The 22721-nt window shown below is 59.9% G+C and carries 20 protein-coding genes; 7 read left to right on the top strand and 13 right to left on the bottom strand.

Translation table 11 applies throughout. The features are described from left to right. Window positions 1-28 precede the first annotated feature (28 nt). Genes ACCD02_RS06125 through ACCD02_RS06110 form a run of 4 tightly spaced genes read right to left on the bottom strand, consistent with a single transcriptional unit; the run spans window position 29 to window position 4138 of the window. Window positions 29-1417: a tripartite tricarboxylate transporter permease gene (locus tag ACCD02_RS06125; RefSeq protein ID WP_413299436.1), complete on the bottom strand. Its 1389-nt coding sequence runs from the start codon at window positions 1415-1417 to the stop codon at window positions 29-31. Continuing rightward, the gene (locus ACCD02_RS06120; protein ID WP_413299433.1) at window positions 1398-1868 is read right to left on the bottom strand and encodes a hypothetical protein; all 471 of its coding nucleotides are present in this window, start codon (window positions 1866-1868) and stop codon (window positions 1398-1400) included. Before ACCD02_RS06120 ends, ACCD02_RS06125 begins: the two co-directional genes overlap by 20 nt. 57 nt (window positions 1869-1925) lie before the next feature. Beyond that, a complete protein-coding gene (locus ACCD02_RS06115) occupies window positions 1926-2852 on the bottom strand; it encodes a hydroxymethylglutaryl-CoA lyase (protein ID WP_413299431.1) in 927 nt (308 codons plus the stop codon). Continuing rightward, the gene (locus tag ACCD02_RS06110; protein WP_413299429.1) at window positions 2849-4138 is read right to left on the bottom strand and encodes a hydroxymethylglutaryl-CoA reductase, degradative; all 1290 of its coding nucleotides are present in this window, start codon (window positions 4136-4138) and stop codon (window positions 2849-2851) included. Before ACCD02_RS06110 ends, ACCD02_RS06115 begins: the two co-directional genes overlap by 4 nt. A 139-nt stretch (window positions 4139-4277) precedes the next feature. Between ACCD02_RS06110 and ACCD02_RS06105 the strand changes: the two genes are divergently transcribed. Then, window positions 4278-5651: a PLP-dependent aminotransferase family protein gene (locus tag ACCD02_RS06105; protein WP_413299427.1), complete on the top strand. Its 1374-nt coding sequence runs from the start codon at window positions 4278-4280 to the stop codon at window positions 5649-5651. Window positions 5652-5653: 2 nt separating this feature from the next. On the opposite strand, the gene yegQ is transcribed toward ACCD02_RS06105, so the two are convergent. From yegQ to ACCD02_RS06070, 7 genes are all read right to left on the bottom strand, one after another. Next, complete coding sequence (gene yegQ / locus ACCD02_RS06100; protein ID WP_413299425.1) at window positions 5654-6979, bottom strand: tRNA 5-hydroxyuridine modification protein YegQ; 1326 nt, start codon at window positions 6977-6979, stop codon at window positions 5654-5656. 219 nt (window positions 6980-7198) lie between these two features. Further along, entirely contained in the window at window positions 7199-10285 is a 3087-nt protein-coding gene (locus ACCD02_RS06095; RefSeq protein WP_413299423.1) for an efflux RND transporter permease subunit, read from the bottom strand. Beyond that, a complete protein-coding gene (locus ACCD02_RS06090) occupies window positions 10282-11349 on the bottom strand; it encodes an efflux RND transporter periplasmic adaptor subunit (RefSeq protein ID WP_413299421.1) in 1068 nt (355 codons plus the stop codon). The genes ACCD02_RS06095 and ACCD02_RS06090 overlap by 4 nt, the downstream gene beginning before the upstream one ends. Beyond that, the gene (locus tag ACCD02_RS06085) at window positions 11346-12452 is read right to left on the bottom strand and encodes an efflux RND transporter periplasmic adaptor subunit (RefSeq protein WP_413299419.1); all 1107 of its coding nucleotides are present in this window, start codon (window positions 12450-12452) and stop codon (window positions 11346-11348) included. The genes ACCD02_RS06090 and ACCD02_RS06085 overlap by 4 nt, the downstream gene beginning before the upstream one ends. An 89-nt stretch (window positions 12453-12541) precedes the next feature. Then, the gene (locus tag ACCD02_RS06080) at window positions 12542-13891 is read right to left on the bottom strand and encodes a cation:proton antiporter (protein WP_413299417.1); all 1350 of its coding nucleotides are present in this window, start codon (window positions 13889-13891) and stop codon (window positions 12542-12544) included. A 316-nt stretch (window positions 13892-14207) separates the two neighbouring features. After that, a complete protein-coding gene (mug, locus tag ACCD02_RS06075; protein WP_413299415.1) occupies window positions 14208-14735 on the bottom strand; it encodes a G/U mismatch-specific DNA glycosylase in 528 nt (175 codons plus the stop codon). Window positions 14736-15017: 282 nt separating this feature from the next. Beyond that, on the bottom strand, window positions 15018-16232 hold the full coding sequence (locus tag ACCD02_RS06070) for an MFS transporter (RefSeq protein ID WP_413299413.1): 1215 nt from the start codon (window positions 16230-16232) through the stop codon (window positions 15018-15020). Between the two features lie 145 nt (window positions 16233-16377). On the opposite strand from ACCD02_RS06070, the gene ACCD02_RS06065 reads away from it, so the two are divergent. The 3 genes from ACCD02_RS06065 to ACCD02_RS06055 all read left to right on the top strand — a co-directional run bounded on the left by ACCD02_RS06065 (window position 16378) and on the right by ACCD02_RS06055 (window position 18378). Further along, window positions 16378-17151: an AraC family transcriptional regulator gene (locus tag ACCD02_RS06065; RefSeq protein ID WP_413299411.1), complete on the top strand. Its 774-nt coding sequence runs from the start codon at window positions 16378-16380 to the stop codon at window positions 17149-17151. A gap of 103 nt (window positions 17152-17254) precedes the next feature. Further along, window positions 17255-17881 (top strand): antitoxin Xre/MbcA/ParS toxin-binding domain-containing protein, encoded by a 627-nt coding sequence (locus tag ACCD02_RS06060; RefSeq protein WP_413299409.1) that lies wholly within the window; start codon window positions 17255-17257, stop codon window positions 17879-17881. Continuing rightward, window positions 17881-18378 carry an RES family NAD+ phosphorylase gene (locus tag ACCD02_RS06055; protein ID WP_413299407.1) on the top strand — a complete coding sequence of 166 codons (498 nt, stop codon included), beginning with the start codon at window positions 17881-17883 and terminating at the stop codon, window positions 18376-18378. The genes ACCD02_RS06060 and ACCD02_RS06055 overlap by 1 nt, the downstream gene beginning before the upstream one ends. A gap of 401 nt (window positions 18379-18779) precedes the next feature. Here ACCD02_RS06055 and ACCD02_RS06050 read toward each other — a convergent pair whose 3' ends face one another. Further along, window positions 18780-19160 (bottom strand): winged helix-turn-helix transcriptional regulator, encoded by a 381-nt coding sequence (locus ACCD02_RS06050; protein WP_413299405.1) that lies wholly within the window; start codon window positions 19158-19160, stop codon window positions 18780-18782. A 95-nt stretch (window positions 19161-19255) separates the two neighbouring features. Here ACCD02_RS06050 and ACCD02_RS06045 point away from each other — a divergent pair, with 95 nt between their 5' ends. After that, window positions 19256-19663 carry a DoxX family protein gene (locus tag ACCD02_RS06045; protein ID WP_413299403.1) on the top strand — a complete coding sequence of 136 codons (408 nt, stop codon included), beginning with the start codon at window positions 19256-19258 and terminating at the stop codon, window positions 19661-19663. Between the two features lie 11 nt (window positions 19664-19674). Further along, window positions 19675-20418, top strand: a complete 744-nt coding sequence (locus ACCD02_RS06040) for an SDR family NAD(P)-dependent oxidoreductase (protein WP_413299401.1) — start codon at window positions 19675-19677, stop codon at window positions 20416-20418. Window positions 20419-20492: 74 nt separating this feature from the next. Here the strand turns inward: ACCD02_RS06040 and ACCD02_RS06035 are convergent, their stop codons facing one another. Beyond that, window positions 20493-21383, bottom strand: coding sequence for a LysR family transcriptional regulator (locus tag ACCD02_RS06035; RefSeq protein ID WP_413299399.1), 891 nt, complete (start codon window positions 21381-21383; stop codon window positions 20493-20495). A gap of 192 nt (window positions 21384-21575) precedes the next feature. Between ACCD02_RS06035 and ACCD02_RS06030 the strand changes: the two genes are divergently transcribed. Further along, window positions 21576-22604, top strand: coding sequence for an alpha/beta hydrolase (locus ACCD02_RS06030; protein ID WP_413299397.1), 1029 nt, complete (start codon window positions 21576-21578; stop codon window positions 22602-22604). Window positions 22605-22721 lie beyond the last annotated feature (117 nt).

Raw genomic sequence — 22721 nt, 5'->3', positions numbered from 1 at the left:
GGTCACTCAAGTGTTGTTGTTATGTGAATCAGACACCCATCAGGGCAGTCAGGGCCGGTACCGTCAGCACCGCGGTGTAGTAGCCCATGAACTGCACGCCGATGTTGAAACCGAGAAAACGCGAGAAAAGCCCGCCCAGCAGCCCGACGGTGACGATGACCAGCAGTCCCAGCAGGCCGCCTTCCCAGATGCCGATGACCAGGATCAGCCCGACGAAGGTCGAGATCACCGCCTCATGGCTGATCTTGCGTGACACGTAAGCGGCCGCTCGGTGCGCGTAATTCATGGTGAAGGGGTAGGCGATCAGGATGGCGATCAGTACCGCCAACAGGCCATAGCCGAGAAACTCCCAGGTACTGAGCAGCGAATGCAGGTTGTTCACCTGGCCGCTGGCGGCATCAACGCTGAAGCGTGGCGGGGCGTTGAACAGCGGCGCGGCCGGGCCAGCGGCAACCGGGCTGAGGGGCAGTCCGAAAGCGATCAGCGGAATCAGTGCTTCGGCGATATAGGTAGCCTCGGTGACGCCATTGCGAGCGGTGATCACCGTGGTCAGGCGATGGTAGACATGTTTGATCCGGGCTCCGACCATCTCGCCCATGATCACGGTCATGGCCACCGGGCTGAACACAAAAGTGGCACTGGAGATGACAGCGGTCACGGCGGTCCAGCGGCTCTGGTTACTGTCGAGGACCTTGAGCGGATTGGGAAAGAAACCGCCCCAGCTCTTGATGTCGGGCGACAGGGAAAAGGTGCGCACTGCCTGACGGCGCATGCCAGCCCGTTCGGCAGGTACGAGCAGGGAGAACAGCGTGGCGATCAGCGGCCCGATGGCGATGCCCAGGAAGTAGCTGACGCTGAGCTTGACCCCGTATTTACCGGTGATGCTCTGCAGGCCGATGATGATCAGCACGAAAGGGATCAGCGCCAGTACCGCCGCCAGGCGACCTTTGGAGAACCCGGCGATGGCAATGGCGGCCGCCAGGAACACCCAGGGCGCCGCCTGTTTGATCATGTCGCCGAAAGGCGCCAGCATTACCGCGAACAGTACCGCCATGGGTACGGCGATCAACGCTGCAATCACTGCGCCGGAAATCATCTTGCGCAGGGCGATATGGGGCACGCCCAGGTTGCGCAGGAAGTTGGCTTCGCGCATCAGCGGCGTGGCCAGGGTGTCGCCGGGAATACCCAGCAGCGCTGTAGGCACGGCATGGGTCATGTGCTTGGCCACGGCTCCGGCGAGAAAGAACGTCAGAATCCCAGGCGCGGGTACGCCGAGCAGCACTACAAGAAGCGTCAACGGCGCCAGGGTCGTGGTTTCGTCGCTGCCGGAAATCAGCCCGATCCCGGCGAAGATCACCGCCCCGAGGATGCCCATGCCTGCGGCGATCATCAACGAATCAAGCAACGGACCCATCATGGCGACCTCCCTGGACGCCCGGCGCGGTCTCAGTGGCCTGGTTCGTGGTCTTCAGGCCGCGCTCGTAATCGGCGAACAGTTGGTAGAGGTCCATCTCGTGGAGTTCGGCCACGGTCGCCGCGGGCAGGTCGGCCAGACGACCCAGATCGCCAAACTCCTCCTGCAATTCGAGCAGCACCTGGCCGCGCCAGGCCGGATCGGCCTGATGCTCGACAACATTGCGTTTGGGCTTGAACAGCAACGCGCTGAGTGCGCCCCCGGCCAGACAACCGATGATACCCACGAGCATGGCGTAAGCACGGGCCATTTGTTCGGAGGCGATCCAACCCAGGAACAGTTGCTGGGCGGTGAAGAAAGCGCCGAGGCTGACGGCTGCGCCGATGAGGATGGAATAGAGCAGGTGACGACCGTCGACGGTGTCGCCCCAGACTTCATAGAGTTCAGGCTTCAAAGGTGTCTCCCACTGCCCCTGAGGGCTCTTATTGTTATGACGGTGAAGAGATGCGGCTTAATTGAGTCCCTGCGCGTGGCGTTTACCGAGTAGCGCCCGGGCGACCCTGGAGGCCGTTGTGCGGCCCAGTTCGGCGTTGATGAACTCGCCAATATTGACCAGTGCGTCAAGGTCGACACCATGTTCGATGCCCAGTCCATTGAGCAGGTACAGCACGTCTTCGGTGGCCACGTTGCCGGTGGCGCCAGGCGAGTAAGGGCAGCCACCCAGGCCCGCCACGGAACTGTCGAACACCTGTAGATCGGCTTCCAGTGCCGCAAGGATGTTGGCGACGGCCATGCCATAGGTGTCATGGAAATGACCGGCAAGAGCGCTGACCGGCACCACCTGGCGACACGCGTCGATCAGCCTGCGGGTTGCCGCAGGAGTGCCGGCGCCGATGGTGTCGCCCAGGCTGATTTCATAACAACCCATGCCATATAGCGACGCGCTGACTGCGGCGACGGCTTGGGGGCTGACATACCCACTGAAAGGGCAGCCCATGACGCAAGAGACATAGCCTCTGACCCTGACACCGGCCTCTCGTGCCCGGAGCATGACCGCTTCGAAGCGCAGCAGGCTTTCGGCGATCGAGCAGTTGATGTTCTTTTGTGAGAAGGCCTCCGATGCCGCTGCAAATACCGCCACTTCGCGACAGCCTGCTGCCAGGGCCGCTTCCAGGCCCTGGAGATTGGGCACCAGGGCGGTCCAGGTTACACCGGGAAGTGTCGGCAGAGCCTTGAACACCTCGCCGGAGCCAGCCATTTGCGGCACCCAGCGCGGTGAGACAAAGGCTCCGGCTTCAAGAGTGCGCAAGCCGGCTTGCGCAAGCCTGCACAGCAGTTGCACGCGGATCTGCGGCGACAGGGTCAAGGCTTCGTTCTGCAGACCGTCCCGGGCGCCCACCTCGACCAGGCGAACCGAAGGGGTCGCGGCAGGGCTCATCGCTGTGCCCGCTTGTGCTTGAGCAGCTCGGCGGCATGATCGGCGCGAACATCACGTGCCTGTACCATCTGCTTGACCAGCCAGTTCACCTCATCGCCGTTGGCTCCGGCCGACAGGGCAATATTGCGGGCGTGCAAGGCCATATGTCCGCGTTGAATGCCTTCGGTGGACAGCGCTCGCAGGGCACCGAGATTTTGCGCGAGGCCCACGGCCACGGCGATTTCCGCCAGCTCCTGGGCGGTCTTCACCCCGAGGATGCGCAGTGACAGTTGGGCCAGCGGGTGGGTCTTGGTGGCGCCACCGACCAGGCCTACCGGCATGGGCATTTCCAGGGTGCCGACCAGATGGCCATGGCTGTCTTTTTCCCAGGTGGTCAGCGAGCCATAGTGGCCGTCGCGACAGGCGTAGGCATGGGCCCCGGCTTCCACTGCGCGCCAGTCATTGCCGGTGGCGACGATCAGCGGGTCGATGCCGTTCATGATGCCCTTGTTATGGGTTGCCGCCCGATACGGGTCGATCACGGCAAAGTTATAGGCGTCGAGAATGCCTTCGATGACGTCCTCACCCTTGAACTCCGCGGTATCCAGCAGCCGTGGGGCTATCCTCAGCTGGGCCCGGGCCAGTCGCAGGTCGGCCAGGTTGGACAGGATACGCAGACGCACTTTGCCACCGGTGATTTCCTCCATCAATGGCGCCACGGCTTCGGCCATGGTGTTGACGGTGTTGGCGCCCATGGCGTCGCGCACGTCAACGATCAGGTGGGCCACCAGCATCGGTCCACGGGGACTCTGGGCGAAGGTATGCACTTCAATGTCGCGACAGCCGCCGCCCAGCCGATTGAGCAATTGGTCCTTGCGGTTAGCCAGCTCGATGATCTCGTCCTTGCGCCGCAGCAGGCTCAGTCGAGCATTGAACGGGTCGCTGACTTCGACGATCTGCACCTGGGCGCGCATCAGCGGCAGCGAACTGGAGGTCTGGAAGCCGCCTGCGTCCCGGGCCAGCTTGGCCATGAACGAGGCCGCAGCCACGACCGAAGGTTCTTCGACCACCAGCGGCACGATGACGTCGCGGCCATTGATTTGAAAATTGCTGGCCACGGCATAGGGCAGCTCGAACTTGCCGATCACGTTCTCGATCATGCCATCGGCGATTTCCAGGGGCAGGGCGCCTACGTTGCTGAGCAGGGCAACGTCGCTGGCGGGCAACTCAAGCAATTCTTGCAGATGCGCCAGGCGCTCGCTGGGGGTCAGGTTGCGGAACATGGGAAGGCGTGAGTCGATGCTCATGGGGCGGGCTTCCTGTAGCAATTATTGTTTTTCAGTTGCCGCCACCCTAATGCGCCCTGTACCACGAAAGAAGGTACAGTTTTGACGGACAGTACCCAAGCTGTACCCTTGTTTTATCTTTCCTTGAGGATTGCACGCCATGGCACGCCAGACGCTGGCCCAGCAACTGACGGCATCACTGGTCGAACAGATCGGCAACGGCACTTATCGGGTCGGCGATCGCCTGCCGTCATTGCGCGAGTGCATGCGCCTGTTGGGCCATTCGAAAAACACGGTGATCAACGCCTACGAGTCACTGGCGTCCATGGGCCTGGTTGAGGCCCGCCATGGCCAGGGCTTTTTCGTCAAGCAGGGTGCGCCCAATGGCAGTGAGCCGGAAGAGCCGCTGCCCTACGCCCGGGCCATGGACACCATCTGGCTGATGCGCCAACAATTCGTTCGCGAGCCCGGCCACTCACCCCTGGGTGAAGGCTTTGCCCCGGTGGAATGGCTGATGGACCTGCGCCTGGACAAGTTCACCCGGCAGATCATGCGCACCGGTGTAACCACGCTGTTTCGCTACGGCAATCGCCTGGGCAATGCCCAGTTACGCCAGCACCTGGCGCAGAAGCTGGCCACCTATTCGATAAGTGTCAGCCCCCGGCAGATTGTCACCACCCATGGCGCCAATCATGGCCTGGACCTGATCATCCGGCGCTTTGTCGCCAGCGGTGACTGTGTATTGGTCGAGGATCCCGGGTATTACCCGCTGTTCGGCAAGCTGCAATTGCAGGGCGCACTCATGCTCAGCGTGCCGCGCCTGGCAGACGGCCCGGACATGGCGATGCTGGAGCAGCATCTGCGCGTGCACAAACCGAAGCTGTTCTTCCTGCAGTCGGTGGGACACAACCCCACCGGCTCCGATATCTCCCCTGGCAAGGCCCACCAGCTGGTACGACTGGCCGAAAAGCATCAGTTCATTCTGGTGGACGATGATGCCCTGGCGGATTTCAAACCGACGTCGGCGATCAAGGTCGCGGCCCTGGACCAGCTCAAGCGTTCGCTCTATGTCGGCAGTTTTTCCAAGTCGGTGTCGGCGGCGCTGCGGGTCGGTTTCATTGCCGGGAGTAAAGAGGTCATCGACGAGCTGGGTGACTTGAAGATGCTGCTCCATACCAGCTCATCGGAGTTCTGCGAACGCACGGTGGATGTGATTCTCACCGAGGGGCACTTTCTGCGCCATTTGGTGCGCTTGCAGGAGCGCCTGAAAGCGGCCACGGCGACGGGATTGCAGGTGCTGGACGAGATCGGTGCCGAGGTCTTCGTGCGGCCGGAACAGAGTCTTTACCTATGGGCGCGTTTCGGCCATATCGCCGATGCCAGGGAGCTGACCCGGCAACTGCTGCCCAAGGGCTTCATGATTGCCCCCGGGCATATCTTTTCCCCGGAGCAATCGAGGATCAATCCCTGGACCCGGCTGAATGTTGCCTACCTCGATGATCCGCTGCTGAAGGCGGTATTCAGTCACACCTGAGGTCAGCACGGGTGCACATCCTTCATCAACAAGCCAAAGCGCAGATCCAGCCCGTCGGCGATTGGCAGATACACGGTATGGCCATCTCCTGGCGCGACTTCGACAGGCTCGCCCTGGCTGTTGTGCAATTGCAGCAGATCGAAGTGATAGTTGCCGTCGGGCGTCATCAGTTCCATATGGTCGCCCCGGGCAAAGCGGTTCTTGACCTTGACCTCGGCCAGTCCGTCGCGGCGTTCGCCGGTGAGTTCACCGACGAACTGCTGGCGCTCCGAGACCGAGCTGCCGTTCTGGTAGTTCTGGTACTCGTCATGCACATGCCGACGCAGGAAACCCTCGGTATAACCACGTTGGGCCAGGGATTCCAGGTCAAGCATGAGGCTGCGGTCGAACTCGCGCCCGGCCATGGCGTCGTCAATGGCGCGGCGATAGACCTGAGTGGTACGGGCGCAGTAGAAGTGGGATTTGGTCCGGCCTTCGATCTTCAGCGAGTGCACGCCCATCTTGGTAAGGCGCTCCACATGCTGCACGGCGCGCAGATCCTTGGAGTTCATGATGTAAGTACCGTGCTCGTCCTCGAAGGCGGGCATCAGCTCACCCGGGCGATTGGCTTCCTGCAGCAGGAACACCTGGTCAGTGGGCGCACCGCTGCCCAGGGTGGGCTCGGGCTGGAAGGTCTGGACAATCTCGCCAAGCTGGTTTTCCTTGGCCTCTTGAGCTGAATACTTCCAGCGACAGGCGTTGGTGCAGCTGCCCTGATTGGCGTCGCGCTTGTTGATATAACCCGATAACAGGCAGCGGCCGGAATAGGCCATGCACAGCGCACCATGGACGAACACTTCCAGCTCCATGGCTGGCACTTGCCGATGGATTTCTTCGATCTCGTCCAGAGACAGCTCCCGGGACAGGATGATCCGGCTCACGCCTTGCTGCTGCCAGAACTCGACGCTGGCCCAGTTCACTGTATTGGCCTGCACTGACAGATGAATCGGCATCTGCGGGAAGTGTCGCCGCACCAGCATGATCAGGCCGGGGTCGGACATGATCAGCGCGTTCGGCGCCATGGCAATCACCGGCTCCAGGTCCTTGAGAAAGGTCTTGAGCTTGGCGTTGTGCGGCGCAATGTTGACCACCACATAGAAACGCTTGCCCTGATCCTGGGCCTCACGAATACCCAGCGCCAGGTTGGCGTGATCGAATTCATTGTTGCGCACGCGCAGGCTGTAGCGCGGCTGCCCGGCATACACGGCATCGGCGCCATAGGCAAAGGCATAACGCATGTTTTTCAGGGTGCCAGCGGGGGCGAGCAGTTCTGGAGTAGAGAGAGGCATGGCGGTTGCGGCTCGCAAAAGCCGGGCAGGGTAGCGGGGTTGGCGTCGGGTTTTATTGATGCGAGTCAACGCCTGTGCAGTGTCCCTGGCACCGTGCTGTTGTACAGCAGACAGGGTTTACAGGAGCCGCCGCAGGGTGCGAATGGGTCTATCTGATACACCGCTTTCTCGGATAGCCGGCTGATCCGCTCCTATGAGCCGGCTTTCTTCTCTTGCCGTTCAGTCGCCTTTACTGCCAGGTACTTTGGCCTCCCGCCGCTGCTCCTCCGAAGGCTCCTTGATCCGATACCAGGTCACATAAAGGGCCGGCAGGAATAGCAGGGTCAGCAGGGTGGCGATAATGATACCGCCGATCATTGCGTAAGCCATGGGCCCCCAGAACACTTCACGGGCGATGGGAATCATGCCCAGGCTGGCAGCGGCAGCGGTCAACAGGATCGGGCGGCGGCGGTGGCGGGTGGCTTCGGCCACGGCGTCCCAGGGCAGGTAGCCGTCACGTTCGTAGGCACCGATCTGGGTGACCAGGATCACCGAGTTGCGAATGATGATGCCGATCAGCGCCAGCACACCAAGGATCGCCACAAAACCAAGCGGCGTGCCAGTGGGGATCAGCGCCAGAACGACGCCGATCAGCCCCAGCGGCGCGACGCTGGCAACCAGGAACATCTTCTGCACGCTTTGCAGCTGAATCATCAGGAAGGTCGCCATGAGGAAGATCATCAGGGGCACGACCTTGGCAATCGGTCCCTGGGCCTTGGCGCTTTCTTCTACGGTGCCGCCGGTGGCGACCTTGTAGCCCGTTGGCAGGCCAGCGTTGAATTTGTCTATTTCTGGCTTGAGTTGTTTGACCAGGTCGGTGGGCTGCAGGTCGTCACTGACTGCTGCTTTCACGGTAATGGTCGGCTTGCGGTCGCGTCGCCAGACCAGGGGCTGCTCTAGCTCATAGCCCACGGTGGCGAAGGCCAGCAATGGAATCGAAGTACCGCCTGGCGTGACGATCTGCAGATTTTGCAGGGTTTCCGGCGAGCCACGTTCGGCATCTTCGGCACGGCCGACGACATTGATCAGGTAGATATCGTCGCGCACCTGGGTCACCGGCGAGCCGCTGACAATGCTGTTCATCAACTGCGCCACGTCCTCGGAAGACAGGCCCAGTTGCCGTGCCTTGTCCTGATTGATATCGATGCGCAGGACTTTGCCCGGCTCATTCCAGTCGTAGATCATTTCGCCGACATGGGGGTTCTTGTTCAGCAGGGTGGCCAGTTCAATGGCGTGCTGACGGACCTTGTCGATGTTCTCGCCGCTGACCCGATACTGCAACGGCCGTCCAACTGGCGGACCCATTTCCAGGGGCTGGACGTAACTGCCGATGCCGACGAAATCCTCGCGCAAGCGCTTGTTCAGGCGAGCGGTGAGGGCGGCACGTTCTTCCAGGCCTTTGCTGACGATGACCAGTTGGGCATAGAAGGGGTTTTCAAGTTGCTGGTCCAACGGAAGATAAAAGCGTACGGCGCCCTGACCGATGTAGGTGCTCCAGCGTACGATATCCGGATCGTCCTTGAAGGTGGCTTCCAGGCGATCGACCACCTTCCGGGTCTCGTTGATCGAGGCGTTCTGCGGCAGGTTCAGGTCGACGAGGATTTCCGGGCGGTCCGAGGAGGGGAAAAACTGGTTCTGCACGAACTGCATGGAAAACACGGCGCCAACAAACAGCAGAATCGTGAACGCAATGGTCAGCCAGCGATGACGCATGGCCCAGTACATGCTGCTGTTGAAGCCCCGGGCGATGCGCCCGTCCTCTTTCTTTTTCTTCTTCAATTCGCTGCTGAGGATATGCACACCGATCACTGGTGCGAACAGCACCGCGACCACCCAGGACACCAGCATCGCCACGGCAATCACGGCGAACAGGGTAAAGGTGTATTCACCGGCTGAACTGGCGTTGAGGCCAATGGGCACGAAACCGGCGACGGTGACGAGGGTGCCGGTGAGCATCGGGAAGGCCGTGGAGGTGTAGGCGAAGGTGGCGGCCTTTTCCTTGGAGTCACCCAGTTCCAGGCGCGTAACCATCATCTCCACGGTGATCATCGCGTCATCCACCAATAGACCCAGAGCGATGATCAGCGCACCGAGAGAAATCCGCTGCATGGTGATGCCGCTGTACTCCATGAACACGAAGACCATGGCCAGCACCAGCGGGATAGAGCAGGCCACCACCAGACCTGCGCGTACGCCCAGGCTGACGAAGCTGACGATCAGTACGATCACCACGGCCTCGAACAGCGCACTGGTAAAACCGCCGACGGCCTTTTCCACCACTTCGGCCTGATCCGAAACGTTATTGACCCCGACACCCACTGGCAGGTTCGCCGTGGCGCTGTCCATGCGCGCATGCAGCGCCTTGCCGAAATCCTGGATATTGCCGCCTTTCTTCATGGCAATGGCCAGACCGATGGCGGGCTTGCCGTTAAAGCGGAACAGGGGCTTGGGCGGATCGGCGTAACCGCGGGTGATGTCGGCGATATCGCTCAGGCGATAGAAACGGTTGTTGAGGCGCAGATTGACCTCGGCGAGGTCTTTCTCCGAAGCGAATTGCCCCGAGGTGCGCACCGAGATCCGCTCCGGGCCGGCTTCGATGACGCCGGCTGGGGTGACGGTATTCTGTGCTTGCAGGCTCTGCACTACCTGACGCTGATCCAGGCCCAGGGCAGCCAGTTTGCGGGTGGAGAAATTCAGGTATAGGACTTCGTCCTGCTGGCCGATCATCTCGACCTTGCCCAGGCCCGGCACCTCGCGAATCTCTGCACGCACCTGCTCCACGTAGTCACGCAGCTGGCGCATGGTGAAACCGTCGGCGGTGAAGGCATAGATCGAGCCGTAGACATCGCCGAATTCGTCGTTGAACGCCGGCCCCTGTATGCCCTGGGGGAACTGGCCGCGAATATCGTCGATTTTCTTGCGCACTTGATACCAGATTTCCGGAATCGCCTTGGCGTCGGTGGTATCGAGCAGGTTGAGCATGATGGTGGATTCGCCGGGGCGGGTGTAGCTTTTCACATAGTCGAGGGAGTCCAGCTCTTCGAGTTTTTTCTCGATGCGGTCGGTGACCTGTTCGAGGGTTTCGTCCACCGTTGCGCCGGGCCAGCGGGTCTGTATGACCATGGTCTTGATGGTGAAGGAAGGATCTTCTTCCCGGCCCAGGTTCATATAGGAATACACGCCCATGAGCAGGGCGACGAACATCAGGTACCAGACGAACGACTGATGCTTGATGGCCCACTCGGACAGGTTGAAACTCCCTTTCATCGCGGGCTTTCCTCATCGACTTTGACTTTCTGCCCCGGTTTCAGGCTGTTCACTCCGGCACTCACCACACGCTCCCCGGCCTGCACACCGCCGTTGAGAACCACGCTGTCGGCATTGCGGCTGGCAATGCTGATCGGGCGTGGAGTGACGGTCTGGCTGTGTTTGTCGACGATCCATACCTGGGCCTTGCCATCGACCTCCTGCAGGGCGCCGACGGGCAGCTCGATACGAGTGGCGATGGTCGAACTGATGGTCACGCTGATGGCGGTACCGAGACGCAAAGCGTCCGGTGTCTCGGCCAGCGTCAGGCGCGCGCGGCGCGTGCGGGTGGTACGGTCGGCCTGTGGTTCGATTTCACGCAGGGTCGCCAGCGTGTTGACCTCCGGGGCCAGTTGGCTGGCGACCTTGAACTCGACGCCTGCCGGTAGCTGGTCCACCACCGAGTCGGGCAGGTCGATCACTGCTTCCTTGATATCCGGGCGAGCCAGGGTCACTACTTCCTGACCGGCGCTGACCACTTGGCCGGCCTCGACCTGCCAGTGAGTAACCACAGCCGCGTGATCGGCGCGCAACTCGCTGTAGCCCAATTGATCCTGAGCCTGGCGAGCAGCAGCCTGCGCCTGCTCCAGGGACGAGCGGGTGGTTTTCAGGTCGGTCAGGGCAATGTCCAGTTGCGCCTGGGCACCGACGCCACGATCAAACAGCTCCTGCTGGCGCCGGGCGTTGGCCTGGCTGTTGATCCACTGCGCTTCGATACGCGCCAGGTCACCCTGGCTGGCACGCAGGTTGTTTTGCTGATCGGTGGGGTCGAGGGTCGCCAACAGGGTGTCCTTGTCCACCTCACTGCCGACGTCGACATAGCGCCGGGCGATGCGCCCGGAAATACGGAAACCCAGGGTGCTTTCATAGCGCGCTTCGATATTGCCGGCAAAGCGCCCCAGGCTTTCCTGGGAGATCGGCTGCACATCGACGAACAGCACGGGCCGTACCGGCTCCGGTGGCGGTTCTTCCTTGCTGCAGGCGCCGAGCAGGCCGAGCAAGAGCAGACAGGGCAATCGTTTCATGGCTGCGCTCCGGCCTTGGTCTCGGCGATTTCGACCTGCATGTCCGGATGCAGCAGCTGCCCGCCAGCGACCACGACTTTTTCGCCGTTTTTCAAGCCGTCGCTGATGATCACCTTGGCGGTCAGGTAACGCCCGACAGTGACGCCACGCAGATTGGCCTTGCCCTGGTCGTCAACGATCCACACGGCAGGCTTGCCCAGTTGATCGCCCAGGCCTTTGGTCAAGGCCGCCCAGGGCAGTTCGACGCTGCTCTTGCCGGATGTGCTCAGTGCGACGCTGACTACTGAACCTAGGTCCATGCCCGGCGGCAACTGCGTCAAAGCGATTTTTACTTGCAGGGTGCCGGTCTCGGCAGATACGGCAGGCGTAACCTCGCGGACCTTGCCGAAGGTGTTGACCTCAGGGTTGTCCAGCAGCGAAACCTGTACGGGTTGATCATTGGCCGGCTGCACAAACAGTGACTCATAGACGTTGAACACTGCATCGCGCTCGCCATCCCGGGCCAGGCTGAAGATCGGCATGGTCGCCTGGACCACTTGCCCGACCTCAGCCTGACGCGCCGTAATCACGCCTGGCGCCTCGGCAATCAACGCGGTGTAGCTGAGCTGTTCACGGGCACTGGCCAGTTGCGCCTGGGCCGCTTTCAGGGCGCTCTGGCTGCTGCGCAACGCTGCCTGGGCCGAGTCATATTCGCTGCGGCTGGTGTAGCCTTTGGGCAAAAGTTTTTCCTGGCGCACAAAGGCTGCGCTGGCCTGGGTGACCCGTGCCTGTTCGGCGGCGACGGCGGCCACGGCTGAGTCGACACTGGTCTGCAAATCCTTGGGGTCAAGCCGGGCCAGTACCTGCCGGGCGGAGATCCTGTCTCCGACATCGACCGAGCGCTGGATGATCTTGCCGCCCACGCGAAAGGACAACTGGGTTTGCACCCGCGCCTGGATATCGCCGGTGAGATTGACCTGGGAGGCGTAATCGACTTCCTTGACCGCCTGTACCTGAACCCTGGGAAGGACCGGCGCAGGCGGTTTTTCCTTGCCGCAGCCGCTCAGCGCGGCCAGTGACAGCGTCAGGCCGAGGAGGGTCAGTCTGGGTAGAGATGCGGGCATGCAAATTCCTTGTCAGGAGCCGGGTGCACGCCTGTTGCGGCGTCGATCACTATGCGACTTCGGCCGCTCTTGAGGGTTCCTTGACGGCTTCATCTGTCTCGCTGCTGTTTTTTGCGCTCGTAGTGGGCCAGCAGCGGTTGGGTGGTCAGGCCATGGATGAGGATGCTCAGGGCCACCACTGACAGAGTGAGATCGGTACTCGATGCGGCGATGTCAGGAGCGAGGTCGTGATTCAGAGCGTAGAACAGGTAGTAGAGGCTACCGATGCCACGGATGCCGAACCAGCCGAGCAACAGGCGCTGATGGCCGCCGAGCAGGGCTCCCCAGGGGATCAGCAGCACGCTCAGCGGACGGATCAGCAGAAATAACAGCGCCGCGACGATCAATGCGTGCCAGTCCCAGTACAAGGGCAGGACCACGCCGAGCAGGGTCACGATGAACACTTCCATGGAGCGCTCCACCAGGCTGCCGAAGGCGAGCATATCGCCCAGCATTATCCCTGCTGCGACCTGTGTTTCCTCCAGTTCTTCGATATCGCCATGGACCGCCTTGTCGGGGTCGATATGCTGATGCCCGACCACAGGCTGTACCAGATGCTCGGCGGGCGTTTGCGCATCGGCACTTGAATGCACTTCTGCCTGGCGCAACCCAAGCCCGGCGGCGAACACCGCGAGAAACCCGTAGCCATGGATCAACTCGGCCACGACATAAGCCAGGGCGATCAGGGCCAGGGTCAGATAGTCGTTGGGCGACACCGTGCTGTCGGCATGGCGGGTGCGCAGAAGCAACGTCAGGCGCCCCAGCCCGCGGCCCATCCAGTAACCACAGAGCAGCCCGGCAGGGACGGCCCAGAGCACATTGACCCAGACCCAGTCGCTCAGCCAGGCGTCGCTGGTCTGCGGCGCCATCAGGAGCAGCAAGCCGAGGATCACAAAGGGAAAGGCCACGCCGTCATTGAGTCCGGCTTCACCGGACAGGCCGAAACGCACCCGGTCATAGTCCTGGGCGTCGTTGACCTGTACCAGCGTCGCCAGTACCGGGTCGGTGGGTGCCAGGATCGCGCCAACCAGCACCGACACGCCCCAGGAAAGCTGCAGGCCGTAATGCAGCACCAGGCTGACCCCGGCAATACACAGCACCATCACCGGTCCGGCCAGGCCGAACGCAACGCGCCAACTGCGACTGGTCAGCGGCAGCCTGAGCTTGAGGCCGCTGACGAACAGGGAGAACAGCACCGCTACCTCGGTCAGGTGTTCCATCCAGCTGGCGCTCTGCTTGAGGTCCAGGTGCAGCAGCATCAATCCGCCGGGGCCGATGGCGATGCCCAATGCCAGGCAGACAACCGAAGTGGTCACGGGCATCCAGCGCAAATAAGAGGAGGTCAGGGCCAGGATCAATAACACCGCGCCCAATACGGCGACCCAGATACTGAAACTCATAACGGTTGGTACCCACTGGCTGCGGTAGCCGGTAACGATATGAGGGTAAAGCTCGGGCAGGCAGACATAGGCAAACCTTCATCCTTGTCAGTTGAAGCGGGGCGGGGATCATCTATTGATGACGTCCGACGAGGGCGGACGTTCCATCGGCAAGCCGGATGGTGCTGTGTGCGACGGCTGGATGGGCATCGCTTGATCTGTAGGACCGGCTTTAGCCGGGAAGGCAATATGAACGACGATAGAAATATGTCGGTTATGGCTGCGCTTTCCTGGCTGAGCCTCTGCGCTATGAAGTCATTGAATGCCGCAATGATTATCAGCCGGGATGGGTAAAAGCCGCAATTCGCAGTTCACGGTAAGCCTCAACAAGCCGATCCAGGCTGAAGGAGCGGTTCAGACCGCTGGGGTTGGGTAATACCCAGACCTTGGCTTCAACGAAGCCTTGCGCCTGCGCACCCCAGTGAATCTCGCGTTGGCCGGTGATGGCGGCATAAGCGGGTTTGCCGAGAAAGGCGACATACGTCGGCTGCCACTGGGCGATCTTGTCTTCCAGAGCCTGCGCCGCATCACGATATTCTTGGGCTTTCACCGCCTGTGCGGAGGTCGTGGCCCGGGGCACCACCGTGGTCAGGCCGCAGCCGAACTCGAGAACCCGGTTGTCCTCAAGGGGGCTTAGCTGCTCAGTGGTGAAACCCGCCAGATGCAGCGTGCGCCAGAAGCGGTTGCTGCGGTTGAGGAAGTGACGCTGTTCGAGGGCGGAGCTCAACCCGGGATTCAACCCGCAAAAGACTACGGATAGTCCCGGTGCCAGAAGATCAGGCAACCCCGTCGTGTCGTCGTTCATGTTGGCTCCGCCGCTGATTGTTGATGTTTCGATGATCAGCCCTCGACCGTCAGGCCGTGCATTCTGCCTCAGATACATGGAACGGGTAGTCCTCGTAGTCAACGGAAAAGCCCATCCGAAGATGGCAGAGGTGCATGGTCATGAGAGAGCAGACATATTGCTCCATTTGGCAGCGGCTTTAGCCGGGAAGGCAAACGGTCAGACGGTAGAAATATATAGATCCTGTCTGCGCCTTCGCGGCTGAAGCCGGTTCCACGGAAAAGCTGTTTTCCGACTCGAGATTCAAACCCCCTTGGTCGACGGCAACAGAATCGTCAGCACGCCAATCAGCGGCAGGTACGAGCACAGGGTGTACACGTATTCGATGCCACGGATGTCCGCCAGATGGCCGAGCAGCGCAGCACCAATCCCGCCGAAGCCGAACATCAGGCCGAAAAATATCCCGGCAATCATGCCGACATTGCCCGGTACCAGTTCCTGGGCGAAGACCACGATGGCGGAAAACGCCGAGGCCAGGATGAAGCCAATCAGCATACTCAGTACGCCGGTCCAGAACAGGTCCACATACGGCAGCGCCAGGGTGAAGGGCGCGGCGCCGAGAATGGAACACCAGATCACTTTCTTGCGGCCGATGCGGTCACCGATAGGACCGCCAAAGAACGTTCCGGCGGCAACGGAGCCGAGAAACAGGAACAGATACAACTGTGAGCTGGCGACGGAGAGGTCGAATTTCTCGATCAGGTAGAAGGTGAAGTAGCTGGTGAAACTGGTCATGTAGAAGTATTTCGAGAACACCAGCAATGCCAGCACGAACAGGGCAAAGGTCACGCGCTGCCGGGACAGACCATGGGTGGCCTGGCTGCCTTGCTTGAGCTTGAACAGGTTCAGGTGCTCGCGGTACCAGCGGCTCAGGCCGAACAGCACGAGGATGGCGAAGGCGGCAAACAGACCGAACCAGGCCACGTTGCCCTGGCCGTAGGGGATGATGATGACTGCGGCGAGCAGAGGGCCGAAAGCACTGCCCGCGTTACCGCCGACCTGAAAGGTTGACTGGGCCAGGCCATAGCGGCCGCCCGAGGCGAGACGGGCAACCCGGGAAGTCTCCGGGTGAAAAGTCGAGGAGCCGACTCCCACCAGCGCCGAGGCAACGAGAATCGCCGTAAAGCTGCCGACAAAAGCCAGCATCAGAATGCCGATCAGCGTGCAGACCATACCCGCAGGCAACAGCCAGGGCTTGGGATGACGATCCGTGTGATAACCAATCCACGGCTGTAGCAGTGAGGCGGTCAGTTGGAAAGTGAGGGTGATCAGGCCCACCTGAGTGAACGTCAGGCCATAGTTGGCCTTGAGCATGGGGTAGATCGAAGGCAGCACTGCCTGGATCAGGTCATTGATCAGGTGCGCCAGGGCGCAGGCTCCGATTATGCGCATGACTAACGGGCTGGCTTGGCTGGCAACCGAGGCGGTTGTTGCAGAGGAGGTTGTACTGATGGACATCGCAGGTCTTCCGGACTGTAAAGGGGAGGGCTGTGCGTAGCGTCATGTGGCGAACTGTCGCAGCTCATGACAGGGAACTATGCTAGATTTGCGATGCTTGCCTGTCTCGCGCTGTTCGGGCGCTTACTTTCGCAAAAAGGGCATTATGGTCAAGTCGCAGAAAGAGTTTCTGATCGAGTTGGATCAACGGGTCTGGACGGTCAGCAGCAGTGCCACCGATTACCCGGAAAACTGGCTTATCGAACCGCATGCCCATGCCAAGCATCAGTTGATCTATGCCATCGAGGGGGTCATGGTGGTGTATTCGGCGCTCGACCAATGGACGGTGCCGCCCAGCCGTGGGGTCTGGATGCCAGCGGGGCAGGAGCACTCGGTTCGTTGTGTCGGCGCGGTGAAAATGCGCAGCGTGTTCGTGCATCCTGAGCGGTTTCCCGGCATGCCGACACAAACCCGGGCGGTCAGTATCTCGCCGCTGTTGAGTGAGCTGATCAAGGCGTCGGTGGACATTGCCCATCCCGTTGATCCGGACTCACGAGAAGCCAGGGTCATGCGCTTGATCCTGGATGAACTGGCGATCCTGCCGGTGCTGCCACTGCACCTGCCTCAGCCGGCCGATCCACGTATCTACGACATCTGCTCGACCTTGCAGCGCGATCCGGGGGATGGATCAACACTGGCTGACTGGAGCGCGCGCCTGGGCCTGGATGAAAAGACCATCCAGCGTCTGTTCCACAGGGAAACCGGCATGACCTTCGGCCAATGGCGGCAACAGGCCCGGTTGCTCCTGGCTCTGGAACGCATTGCCGTCGGCGAGAAAATCATCGATATCGCCGGTGAACTGGGCTACGACAGCCCCAGCGCCTTTACTACCATGTTCAAAAAACAGTTTGGCAAGACGCCGAGTCAGTTCTTCAAATGACCCAGGGTGATACATAAGCCTTTCCTACAGAGCATGGTGGTTGGCTGTTTTGCCAAACGGCACTATTATTATTGCCATATGTCCCAGTACGAGGGAGAAAGCGATGACTGCTACAGCAGAGAGCCTGGAATCCGCCAAGGCTTCACCAAAAGCAGCCAAGGTGAAGGCTGAGGCGGCAAAACCGGGTACAAAAAATGCCACGACAAAGCGAGCGAGCAAGCCTGCGGTAAAGGCCCAGGCACGGGCGGTTGCAGTCGAGTCGCCCGGAGGGCAATACGTTGTCGCCCATGCAGCACCTTCCGGTACCTATCCGCCCATTATCGCCTTGCTATTGCCTGATACCGATACCGATGACCGCATGGAAGTGTTCCGTGCGACGAAAACCGGATTCCCGCTGAGCTCAGTCATTGAATTGGTGGAGTCGGTAGACGCCTTCAAGCGTAATAACGTGCTGTCCAAGATATTTGGCCTGTCCGACCGTACCCTGGCGCGGCGGATGAAGAACAAGGACGAGTCCCTGAATCAGGAACAGAGCGCTCGTGCCCTTTACTACGCTCAGGTGCTGGAAAAGGCCCAGGAGGTTTTCGGCACGCGCCAGCTGGCGGAGGAGTGGATGATCAAGCCCGCACTGGGCCTGGACGGCGAAACGCCCATCGACCTGCTGTCCAATCCGGTCGGCTATGAACTGGTAACGGATTTTCTCCATCGGCTCGAATACGGGGTCTATTGATGCTGACCGACCCCTTGAGCACGGACGTTCATTTCTGGCGTCTCGACCAGGCCCGGCATGCCGCTACCTGGAACAGCGGCATCGGCGCAGAAGGCAGCGGCGGGCGCTGGAATCCCAAGGGGCTGCAAGTGGTCTACACCAGCCTTGATGCTGCGACCGCCATTCTGGAGGTGGCGGTGCACAAGGGCTTTGCTGCGCTCGACTGCGTACCCCATACACTGACGGCAGCTCGCGTGCTGGATACCTCCAGAATTCACCGGGTTCGCCCGGAGGACATCCCCAATCCCAACTGGTTGATCCCCGGCACCCCCAGCCGCAGCCAACAGGCCTTTGGCGCGAGCCTGTTGGTACAGCATCCCTTTGTCCTGATTCCTTCCAGTGTGTCGCGCCATAGCTGGAATTTGCTGGTTAACCCGGCGTTGGCGAACGGGCTTTACGAGCTGGTGGTGCAGGAGCGATTCGGGCTGGATGGGCGGTTGAATCCGCCGGGCTCTTAAGGTGCGCAGTGCCAATGACCGTTCATGGGCACTGCGCTGCCGGGTGACAACACAAATGGCGCAGCGCCCTGAGCAACGTTGTGTTTCACCGCTGAACGGTCTTTATCGATGGTCACAGGCATTCCTGTACGATCCTGCATCGTTGCTCGATGCCGTTGCTGCCGTCAGGGAGCAGTCTGGTTTCCCGGCTGGTTGACAGGCGAAAGCCCCAAGCGTCTCATTTGTCGGAGCACCCGGCGCTAGTGTCCTGTTTACGAAATAAGCTGTTCACTGTTGACGGCGTGTGTTGTCGCCAGGCGGCGTTGCGACTCCTAGCCGTTGCCCTGCTATGACTCGTCGCCGCGCCTTGTCTGACAACAACGGCCGCTCGTCAAAAGAGAACGTATTTAGAAAACAGGACACTAGGTACTTTTCGCTTTACGGCCACGTGAGGCAGCCTTCACCGGCAAGCCTTTCCCGTACTCGTTCCACCATGTCGACAGCGCTTCCATCGTCGGCCCAAGTGCACGAGCTTTTGCCGTCATTTCATATTCAACGCGCGGGGGGACTTCTGCGAAGACCGTTCGCGAGATGAGACCATCGCTCTCAAGCTCCCGAAGTTGTGCCGTCAGCATGTGTTGTGTGATGCCATTGATCGCCTTGCGCAGTTCTCCAAAACGATAAATTCGCTGATTTAGCAGCCACATGATTTCCAGTTTCCACTTGCCTGAAAGCAGCGAAAACGCGCGCCGCATCTCCTCGTGCATGTTGCTCTGATCGCCATCGTTAGTCTGGTTTTCCATACTAAGCACCACTTTTTCATCCTACTTGCAGACTTTCATATTAGACGACATCTTTGCTCTAAGTCGACGTAACGATATCTGCTCAGGACTATCTCATGATCGTAAATTATATTTACTGGATCAGCACGGCACTGCTGTCGCTGCTTTATTTCGCTTCTGCCTGTTTGTATATCGCCAAAGCAGACTTTGTTCGGAATGCGCAAGCGGAGTTGGGGTATTCAGCGTCCCACCTTGTGCCTCTCATGATCGTGGTCAAGATACTCGGGCCCGCTGCGATTTTATCGCGTGTCAATCTGGCGCTTAGTGACCTTGCCTATGCCGGCATGTTTTACCACCTGCTTCTCTCAGCTTTCGCACACCTGGCTGTCAACAAGCCGAAAGGTTCAATCCCGGCCGCAGCAGGGCTCATTCTCCTGGTCGCCTCCTTCGTGACACAAAACACCGTTCGCGAACTTCCGTCGCCTTACGCACCGGCGGCGTTTATCCAAACGATTCTTGAATAATGGGGAACACTATGACTCGACTAAGTGGAAAAGTTGCGATTGTTACCGGCGCCGGTCGTGGTATCGGCCGAGCCACCGCAAGGCTTTTTGCGGCGCAGGGCGCAAAGGTCGCGGTCGTTTCACGCACGGCTGAAAATGTCGATCAGGTGGTTGCGGATATCCAGGCCGCAGGCGGCTTCGCCCTCGGAATCGTTTGTGATGTCGCTAATCCTGATCAAATCACTGCAGCCGTCGACGAGGTGTTGGCAGCCTATGGCCGGATCGACATTCTGGTGAACAATGCTTTCGATCCCTCTGTGGTTTTTTCATCGGTGGTCGAGCTATCCGTCGAGCAGTTGCAGCGTAATTTTGAAATGGGCCCGATTGCTTATCTGCGATCGATGCAGGCGTGCTACCCCCATCTCAAAGCCAGCGGCGAGGGCAGGGTCATCAATTTCGCTTCCCTGGCCGGTCTTATTGGCATGCAGGGCTATACGCCTTACAACATGGCAAAGGAGGCGGTACGGGCGCTGACTCGTACGGCCGCCAGGGAGTGGGGGGCCGACAAAATCACTGTCAACAATGTCATGCCTGTCGCTGACACTTGGGGGACGGCGGTCGATGTGCCTGCACCCACTAACGCACTTGGCCGTTATGGATCACCGGAAAAGGATATTGCGCCGGTGGTCTTGTTCCTGGCCAGCAAGGATGCGCAGTTCCTGACGGGATACAGCCTCACGCCTGACGGAGGCCAGATCATCGATACCGCCCGCTAACGGTCGTGTCCAGGTACCCGCCGTCGATCGACCGCAATCACGAGACATGCCTTGGCGTGTCTCGTGGTTGTTGTTCAGGTGACCCGAAGCGCATTCAGAACAAGCGAAAAGGCCGGAGTTGGCAGTCGACGGCTTGGATAGTACAGGTGATAACCCGAGAACAAAGGGCACCAGTCTTCCAGTACCCTTATCAGGCGGCCATCTTCAAGGTACGGAGCAAATTCTTCCTCCGGTAAATAGGCGATACCCAAGCCGTTAACTGCCGCCAGCGGGACATGTGCACTGGTGTTCACAATGACCTGCCCAGCCACACGCACGTTGATCGTTCGACCACGTTTTTCAAACTCCCAGGCGTCAAGTCCGCCGAGAGTCGGATAGCGTATGTCGATACAACGGTGATTCACCAGATCCTGGGGCTTCTTCGGCTCAGGGTAGTGGGCGAAATAGGATGGCGATGCCACTGCTGCCATCCGTACCTGCGGTCCAATCGGAACGGCGATCATATCTTTGTCGACGGTGTCGCCAAATCTTATGCCTGCGTCAAAGCGGTCGGCAACGATGTCTCGGAAGCCATAGTTGATATCAAACTCAACTTTTATATCGGGGTATTCGAGGAGTAAAGGCGTGAGTCGCGGCAGCAGGCATGTCTTCAGAACAAAATCGCCGCAGGTAATGCGCACCGTGCCAGCGGGTTTGTCACGAAGCTCGGTCAACGCATCCAGCTCGGCCTCTATCTCATCGAAGCGATGACCTATGGCGTGCATCAGGCGGTCACCCGCACTGGTCGGCGAAACGCTACGAGTGGTGCGCGTAAGCAAACGAATCTTCAAGCGCTTTTCAAGCCCGGAAACCGCCTGACTCAGCGCAGATTGCGTCACGCCCAAATGCGCAGCCGCTCGAGTAAAGCTGCCTTCTCTGGCGACCGTTACGAAGGCCAGTAGATCGTTGAGATTGTGTCGTGGCATCGAAGCCCGCCTATCGATATTGATTAGCTCTACTAATAGGTTCAACAAGCTTTCATTAGGTTATCAAGCATGACGTATTCCCCGAGAATAGGGCAAGCCTCACCTGTAGCCACAGGCAGGGCGCATACCCTTCGCTGATCCAGACCCGGCAACCGAGTCGATCGGCACTTATTCATTGACAGGGAGCACCTCATGAGAAAACTGGTTACCTTGCTTGGCCTTCTGATGACGTCGCTCTGCGCACTGGGGGCAGACATGTCTAACGGAGCCGATAACTTTTACAAAAGTGAGAAGGTCACGATGCAACACGTGACCTTCAACAATCAGTACCGAATGAAAACTGCGGGGAATCTGTTTGTTCCGAAAGATCTGAAACCCGGCAGTAAAAGCGCTGCGATAATCGTTGGCCATCCCATGGGCGCGGTCAAAGAGCAAAGCTCGAATCTCTACGCGCAAAAACTGGCGGAGCAAGGTTTCGTGACGCTTGCCATCGATCTGTCGTTCTGGGGCGAAAGTGATGGTCTGCCGCGCAATGCGGTCTCGCCGGAAATTTATGCAGAAGACTTCAGTGCGGCCGTGGATTACCTGGGTACGCAGACATTCATTGATCGAACGCGGATTGGCATGTTGGGCATTTGTGGGAGCGCGAGCTTCGTCATCAGCGCTGCCAAGATCGACCCGAGGATGAGGGCCATCGCCACGGTCAGTATGTATGACATGGGCGCGGCCAACCGAAATGGCCTGAAGCATTCCGTTACTGTCGAGCAAAGGAAGCAAGCTGTCGCCGCCGCTGCCGAGCAGCGCTATGTCGAGTTCATCGGTGGCGACGTCAAGTACACCAGCGGAACAGTCCATGAACTGACAGACAAATCCAACGCGATCGAGCGCGAGTTCTACGATTTCTACCGCACGCCACGCGGTGAGTTCACCCCCAAAGGCCAGTCGCCGTTACTGACTACTCACCCGACGCTGACCAGCAACGTCAAGTTCATGAACTTCTATCCGTTCAACGATATCGAGACCATCTCGCCGCGCCCGATGCTGTTCATCGCCGGTGAAAATGCTCACTCGCGTGAGTTCAGTGAAGAGGCGTATCGACTGGCTGGCAAGCCCAAAGAGCTGGTCATCATTCCAGGTGCGGGCCATGTGGATCTCTATGACCGGGTCGGTCTAATCCCGTTTGCCAAACTGGCTTCCTTCTTCCAGGACACTCTCAAGTGACATTTATCGCTGGGCGATCAGGCAACTGAGACGCTGGCCCCTGGCTCTGTAATTGAGTGGGGCCTGTTGATTTTATCCGGGTCAACCGTTCTGAGCCGCGGATCAATCCTCACGGCA

This window comes from Pseudomonas sp. Pseusp88 (genome assembly GCF_047303955.1).
Taxonomy (GTDB): Bacteria; Pseudomonadota; Gammaproteobacteria; order Pseudomonadales; family Pseudomonadaceae; genus Aquipseudomonas.
The sequence above is the reverse complement of the archived record's forward strand: the minus strand, read 5'-3'. Positions and strand labels throughout refer to the sequence as shown.